We start from the raw sequence: 6,653 nt of genomic DNA on the forward strand, positions 1-6,653 counted from the left end.
GCTGTTGTTCACACCTCAGGGCACGCCTATAATCGGTCTCACGTTTTGGGCGGCTGATTCGGGGGAGGACGGTTTATGCTCAGATCTCATACCTGCGGCGAGCTGCGCTCCTCGCACGCGGGCCAGCACGTTTCCCTGGCTGGCTGGGTCCACCGGCGCCGTGATCACGGTGGGCTGGTGTTCGTTGACTTGCGTGACCGCTACGGGCTAACCCAGATTGTGTTCGATCCCTCGGACTCGGCCAAGGCCCACGCCATCGCTGAGACAGTGAAGGCCGAGTACGTCCTGCGGGTGAAAGGCGAGGTTCGCCTCCGCCCAGAGGGTATGGCCAACCCCGACCTGGAGACGGGCGAGATCGAGGTGCGCGCCCAGGAAGCCTCCGTCCTCAATCCCTCCCGCGTCCTCCCGTTCGAGATCGCCGACGATCAGGCTGCGGATGAGAGCCTACGCCTCCGTTACCGCTACCTGGACCTTCGGCGCCAGTCCATGCAGCACAACGTCATACTCCGCCATCGGGTGGTCAAGTTCATCCGCGACTTCCTCGATGCCCGCGGCTTCCTTGAGATAGAGACGCCCATGCTCATCAAGAGCACTCCTGAAGGCGCTCGCGACTACGTCGTCCCTAGCCGCGTCCATCCGGGGCATTTTTATGCCTTGCCTCAGTCCCCCCAGCAACTGAAGCAACTGCTCATGGTCGCCGGCTTCGACCGATACTTCCAGATTGCTCGCTGTTTCCGCGACGAGGACCTGCGCGCCGACCGTCAGCCCGAGTTCACCCAGTTGGACCTGGAGATGGCCTTTGCCGACGAGGAGGACATCCTCTCCCTCACGGAGGAGCTCTTCACCGAGATGGTGCGCACCATCACCCCGCAGTGGCGCATCCTCTCCCCTTTCCCGCGCCTAACCTACCAACAGGCGATCGAGCTCTACGGGTCGGACAAGCCCGACCTCCGGTTCGACATGCGCATTCATGAGTTGAGCGATATCGTCTACAATTCGGGCTTCCGCGTGTTCCGGGAGACAATCGCGGCCGGAGGCGTGGTGCGCGGCATCGTTGCCCCCGGCGTGGCCGACTACAGCCGGCGCCAGATAGATGAGCTCACCGATATCGCCCGCCGGGCCGGCGCCCAGGGCCTGGTGACTCTCGCCGTCGCCCACTCCGAAATGCGCTCCCCCATCGCCAAGTTCCTCAGCAAGGACGAGAGCACCGCCATCCTGGAGCGCACAGGGGCCGAGGAGGGCGACTTGATCCTGGTGGTGGCAGCTCCGCTCTCGACGGCCAGCTCCGTGCTGGGTGAGCTGCGCCGGGTCATGGGAGCGCGGCTGGACCTGGCGCCCAGGGACCTGCTCGCCTTCGCCTGGGTCACCGACTTCCCCCTGGTGGAGTGGGACGAGGGAGAGCAGCGCTGGGACCCCACCCACCACCCCTTCACCATGCCCAGGGAAGAGGACCTGCACCTGCTCGACACCGACCCGGGCAAAGTCCGCGCCCGATGCTACGACATCGTATGCAACGGCTACGAGCTCTCCAGCGGCTCCATCCGCTGCCACCGACGCGACGTGCAGGAGAAGGTCTTCCGCCTGCTCCGCTACGGCCCGGAGGAGACCGAGGCCCGCTTCGGCCACCTGCTGCAGGCCTTCGAGTACGGCGCCCCACCTCACGGCGGCATCGCCCCCGGCATTGACCGGCTAGTCATGCTCCTGGCAGGCGAGTCGAACATACGCCAGGTGATCGCCTTCCCCAAGACCCAAAGCGCCACCGACCTGATGATGGGCGCGCCTGGCCCCATCAGCGAGGAGCAGCTTAGGGAGCTCCATCTGGCCCTCCGCCCACCCATGTCTGAGGGCGAATAGGACGCGGATCTTGCTGATGAGACGCTGATTTCCGCTGATCTTCATATATTACTTCTTTCTGATCAGCGTAGATCTGTGTCGTATCAGCGTCATCTGGGTCCCATTCCCCGCACCCGCGGCGCCCAGGCGGTGTTTCAGCCTCTCAGCAACCGTCTGGAGGCGTTGACCATGCTGGCATCCCGACCGGCCGCGGCCGCGGCCGCAATGGCCGTCCGGCGCTCGGCATCCGTCGTCGGGCTGGCCGGGCTCACCGCCCTCGGCTCCCGCGTCGCCATCGAGCTGCCCGGCACTCCGGTGCCACTCACCCTGCAGGTGGCGGCCGTACTCCTGTCCGGCCTGCTCCTGGGAGCCCGCGGTGGCGCTCTGTCCCAGCTCCTGTTCCTGGCCGGAATCGCCTCCGGGCTGCCGCTGGACGCGCGCATGGCCGGCCCTGCCGCCTTCATCGGGCCCACCGCCGGCTACCTCTTCGGCTTCGTCGCTTCTGCGGCTGCAGCCGGCCTTCTGCTCCGTACTCTGGGCCGCACCTGGCCGGGACTGGCAGTCGCCTGCCTGGGCGGGCTGGCAGCCCTCTACCTCTGCGGCACCACCTGGCTGGCCCTGTGGCTGGGCGTGGACGCGGTGCAGGCAGTTCGCGCCGGGGTGCTGCCCTTCCTGGTCGCCGACCTGGCCAAGGGAGCCCTGGCGGTGGGCATCGCCGCGGGCCTGAGCGGCAGGCGGGATCGGCACCACGCGTGACTCGTTGACCTCGACGCGTCCTCACTCTACAATCTCGCGATCGCGGACAGCGGAAGGGGCAGCCATGCGTTACGTTCTGGCTCTCGACCAGGGCACCACCAGCTCCCGAGCCATACTCTACGACGCCACCGGCGCCCAGGTCGCGTCGGCCCAGATCGAGTTCCCTCAGCTCTATCCCGAGCCGGGCCAGGTGGAGCACCGCCCGGAGGACATCTGGCGCACTCAGACCGAAGCCGCCCAGGCGTGCCTGGCTCAGGCCGGCGTGGACCTCAAAGACGTCGCCGCCGTGGGGATCGCCAATCAGCGCGAAACCACCCTGGTCTGGGAGGCGCAGACCGGCGCGCCCCTCCACAACGCCATCGTCTGGCAGGACCGGCGCACCGCCCCCATCTGCGACGAGTTGCGCGCCGCCGGGCTGGGGTCCGAGGTCGCCCGGCGGACAGGCCTGGTGCTGGACCCCTACTTCTCCGGCACCAAGCTGGTCTGGCTCCTCCGTCACCTGCCCGACCTGCGGGCCAAGGCCGAGCGGGGAGAGGCCCTCTTCGGCACCGTGGACACGTATCTGCTCTGGCGGCTCACTGGCGGGCGGGTGCACGCCACCGACCCCAGCAACGCCTCCCGCACCATGCTCTACAACCTTCGGCAGGGAGACTGGGACCCGGTCCTGCTCGATGCCTTCGGCGTGCCCCGCCCCATGCTGCCCGAGGTACGGCCCAGCGCCGGCGCGTTCGGCGAGAGCGAGGCCGACATCCTGGGCCGATCCCTTCCCATCACTGGCATCGCCGGCGATCAGCAGGCGGCCCTTTTCGGGCAGATGTGTCTGGACCCGGGCCAGGCCAAGAACACCTATGGCACCGGTTGCTTCGTCCTGCTCAACACCGGGTCCGACCTGGTGATTCCCCAGGGCGGCCTGCTGGCCACCGTGGCCTGGGACCTAGGCCAGGGGCCGGTGTACGCCATCGAGGGCAGCGTCTTCATCGCCGGAGCCGCCCTGCAGTGGCTGAGGGACGAGCTTGGCATCATCGGCTCCGCCGCCGAGAGCGAGGAGCTGGCCGCCAGCGTCGCCGACTCAGGCGGGGTGTACTTCGTACCCGCCTTTGTTGGACTAGGCGCCCCGTACTGGGACCCCTACGCCCGCGGCCTGCTCATCGGGCTCACTCGCGGCACCAGTCGCGCTCACATAGCCCGCGCCGCTTTGGAGGCCATCTGCTTCCAGAGCCGCGACGTCCTGGAGGCTATGGCGTCCGAAGCCGGCCTGCGCCTGGAGGTACTGCGCGCCGATGGCGGCGCGGCCCAGAACGACCTCCTCCTGCAGCTCCAGGCCGACATCCTGGGAGTGCCGGTGGAGCGCCCCGCCGACACCGAGACGACCGCTCTGGGCGCGGCCTACCTGGCCGGACACGCCGCAGGAGTCTGGCCTCGCCTGGAGGATCTGCGTGCTGGCCGCCGGGTGGATCGTCTGTTCGCCCCCACCACGGAGGAGGGCACTAGGGAAGCACGCTATCGAGAGTGGGGCCGGGCGGTCCGACTGGCCCGCGGTTGGGCGGCACCAACCTAACCCCCTAGTCCCTCTCCCAGGCAAGGAAGGGGGAAGGGCCTTCACTGTTGCACGCGCGGGAGAGGGCTGGGAGCAGGGACTCCCTTACAGGGCACCACAACCGCTACTGGAGATCGCATCTATGAACCTAGAGGGCTCGAGCAAGTGGGACTTGGACACGCCGGCGCTCGTGCTTGACCTGGACATGCTGGAGGCCAACTTGGCCTTCATGGCCCGCTTCATGGCCGGCGCCAGCGCCAACCTCCGGCCCCACGCCAAGACGCACAAGTGCGCTGAGATCGGCCGCCGCCAACTTGAGGCCGGCGCCGTGGGTATCACCTGCGCCAAGCTGGGCGAGGCCGAGGCCCTGGCCCATGTTGCCCCTGACATCCTCATCGCCAATCAGATCGTAGGGCCCACCAAGATCGGCCGGTTGGTCCGTCTGCGGCGACGGACCGACGTCATGGTGGCTGTGGACGACGCCGGCAATGTGGACGAGTTGTCGCAGGCTGCCGGGGCCGCTGGCGTATCTCTCCGGGTCCTGGTTGAGGTGGACGTGGGCATGGGCCGCTGCGGCGTGGCTACTGCCGAGGAAGCTCTGGCGCTGGCTCGCCGGGTGGACGCTGCCCCGGGGCTGGTCTTCTCCGGCCTGCAGGGCTACGAGGGCCACGCGGTCATGATCCCCGACTTCGAGCAGCGCCGGGCCACCGCCGAGAAGGCCATGGCCCACCTTACCGGCGTGCGCCGGTACATTGAGGAGAACGGGCTGCCGGTGGCCATCGTCAGCGGAGGCGGCACCGGCACCTACAACATCACCGGCAACTACCCCGGCGTGGATGAGGTCCAGGCGGGCTCCTACGTGACGATGGATGCGCGCTACTCCAGCATCGTGCCCGAGTTCCTGCCCGCCATGACCGTTCTCGCCAGCGTCATCAGCAAGCCCAGCGCCGGCCGGGCCATCACGGACGCGGGCATGAAGGCCATCACCCCCGAGTTCGGGATGCCGCCGGTGGTCAGGCCCGATGGCTTGACCACCGTCAAGCTCTCGGAAGAGCACGGCACCCTGGATGGGCCGGGGGCGACCTCCCTCAAGCTGGGCGACAAGGTGGAGCTCATCCCTTCGCACGGCTGCACCACCATCAACTTGCACGAGCGCTACTTCATCGTCCAGGGCGACCGGGTGGTGGACATGTGGCCCATTGAGGCACGGGGGCGCTTCACGTAGGGCGGGATTGCCCAGCATAGGGGCGGAGCCGCGAAGAGTAGGCCTCAGGCTCGCCTGGCGGCTCGGCGCCCCTGCGCCAGACTAGGCAGCCTGTCCAGCCATCACTCAGGAGCACCGCTATGTTCGTGGACATCCATGCCCACGCCTATCGCCGATTGCCTCCTCCTATGCCAGTGCGGTTCTGTACCGCCGAGGAGGTGATAGCCCGCTACGATCAAGTGGGCATAGAGCGGGGCGCAGTACTGCCCATTGTCAGCCCCGAGATCTACCTGCCTCAGGCGAACGAGGACATCCTCGAAATGGCGGCCCAGTACCCCGATCGGCTCATCCCTTTCTGCAACGTGGACCCCCGGGCTCTGACGAACGCCGCCGACGCTCCTCTGGGCGATCTCCTGCGCTACTACAAGGACCTGGGGTGCCGCGGTCTGGGCGAGGTCATGCCCAACCTGCCCGTCATGCATCCCCTGGTGCAGAACCTGTTCCGTCACGCCGAAGCTGTGGGGCTGCCCGTTACCTTCGACGGCTCCGACCAGCTGAGCGGCGATTTCGGCCTTTACGACGATCCAGGGCTTCCCCAGCTGGAGCATACCCTCCAGAAGTTCCCTGACCTGGTCCTTCTCGGTCACGGCCCCATCTTCTGGTCCGAGATCGCCCGCCTGGAGACTCCGGGCGAGCGCGGGTTCGTATTCGGCCCCCGGGGCCAGGTGGGCCGCCTCCCCACGAGGCCCATCGAGGAAGAAGGGGTGGTGCCGGTGCTCTTCCGCCGGTATCCCAACCTCTACGGAGACCTGTCGGACTTCACCGCCTACAACGCCCTGGCCCGTGACCATGAGTACGGACCCCGGTTCCTGACCGAGTTCCAGGATCGCCTCCTGTTCGGCACCGACATACTCTCCCCCACCATGCCCCTACCTCTGACTGATCTGCTCCGGGACTGGCGGGATACGGGCAAGATCAGCCCATTGGTGTTCCGCAAGGTGGCGCGCGAGAACGCCATTCGGCTTCTCGGCCTGGACTGATCCCCCAGAAGGCGGTTCCGTCGGGATTGCCAACAGAAGGGGCCCAATCGTCGGCAGCCAGAGGGACCGGCGGTCGGCCGTGTGTCGTCCGTACAAGGCCTTCGCCTGATGCCTCCCGCCGCGCCGCTCCTCTCCTCCTGGGGCAAGAGTGCCCGGTAGGGCTTTCTCAAAGTCGAGCCAGCGTTGCGGAGCTGCCATCTGGCGCGGGCCAGGAACCACCACCGGCCAGCCAGCAGGCAGGGAACAGAGGCGATGCAGCGTCCGATAGCGCCCAGCCTGGCTC

5 protein-coding genes are annotated in these 6,653 nt (G+C 67.6%); all 5 read left to right on the forward strand.

What is annotated here, in order from left to right; translation table 11 throughout:
• The first annotated feature begins 75 nt into the window (after positions 1-75).
• The 5 genes from aspS to HPY83_16375 all read left to right on the forward strand — a co-directional run bounded on the left by aspS (position 76) and on the right by HPY83_16375 (position 6,370).
• On the forward strand, positions 76-1,854 hold the full coding sequence (aspS, locus tag HPY83_16355; GenBank protein NPV09518.1) for an aspartate--tRNA ligase: 1,779 nt from the start codon (positions 76-78) through the stop codon (positions 1,852-1,854).
• A 168-nt stretch (positions 1,855-2,022) separates the two neighbouring features.
• Positions 2,023-2,589 (forward strand): biotin transporter BioY, encoded by a 567-nt coding sequence (locus HPY83_16360; GenBank protein ID NPV09519.1) that lies wholly within the window; start codon positions 2,023-2,025, stop codon positions 2,587-2,589.
• 64 nt (positions 2,590-2,653) lie between these two features.
• A complete protein-coding gene (gene glpK / locus HPY83_16365; protein ID NPV09520.1) occupies positions 2,654-4,147 on the forward strand; it encodes a glycerol kinase GlpK in 1,494 nt (497 codons plus the stop codon).
• Between the two features lie 121 nt (positions 4,148-4,268).
• The gene (locus tag HPY83_16370; GenBank protein NPV09521.1) at positions 4,269-5,351 is read left to right on the forward strand and encodes a DSD1 family PLP-dependent enzyme; all 1,083 of its coding nucleotides are present in this window, start codon (positions 4,269-4,271) and stop codon (positions 5,349-5,351) included.
• A 119-nt stretch (positions 5,352-5,470) separates the two neighbouring features.
• A complete protein-coding gene (locus tag HPY83_16375) occupies positions 5,471-6,370 on the forward strand; it encodes an amidohydrolase family protein (protein NPV09522.1) in 900 nt (299 codons plus the stop codon).
• Positions 6,371-6,653: the final 283 nt, after the last annotated feature.

The organism is Anaerolineae bacterium (assembly GCA_013178015.1).
Taxonomy (GTDB): Bacteria; Chloroflexota; Anaerolineae; order DRVO01; family DRVO01; genus Ch71.

Coding starts and splice junctions, on each gene's coding strand:
- HPY83_16370 (NPV09521.1), top strand. CDS start 4,269: ATGAACCTAGAGGGCTCGAGCAAGTGGGACTTGGACACGCCGGCGCTC.
- aspS (NPV09518.1), top strand. CDS start 76: ATGCTCAGATCTCATACCTGCGGCGAGCTGCGCTCCTCGCACGCGGGC.
- glpK (NPV09520.1), top strand. CDS start 2,654: ATGCGTTACGTTCTGGCTCTCGACCAGGGCACCACCAGCTCCCGAGCC.
- HPY83_16375 (NPV09522.1), top strand. CDS start 5,471: ATGTTCGTGGACATCCATGCCCACGCCTATCGCCGATTGCCTCCTCCT.
- HPY83_16360 (NPV09519.1), top strand. CDS start 2,023: ATGCTGGCATCCCGACCGGCCGCGGCCGCGGCCGCAATGGCCGTCCGG.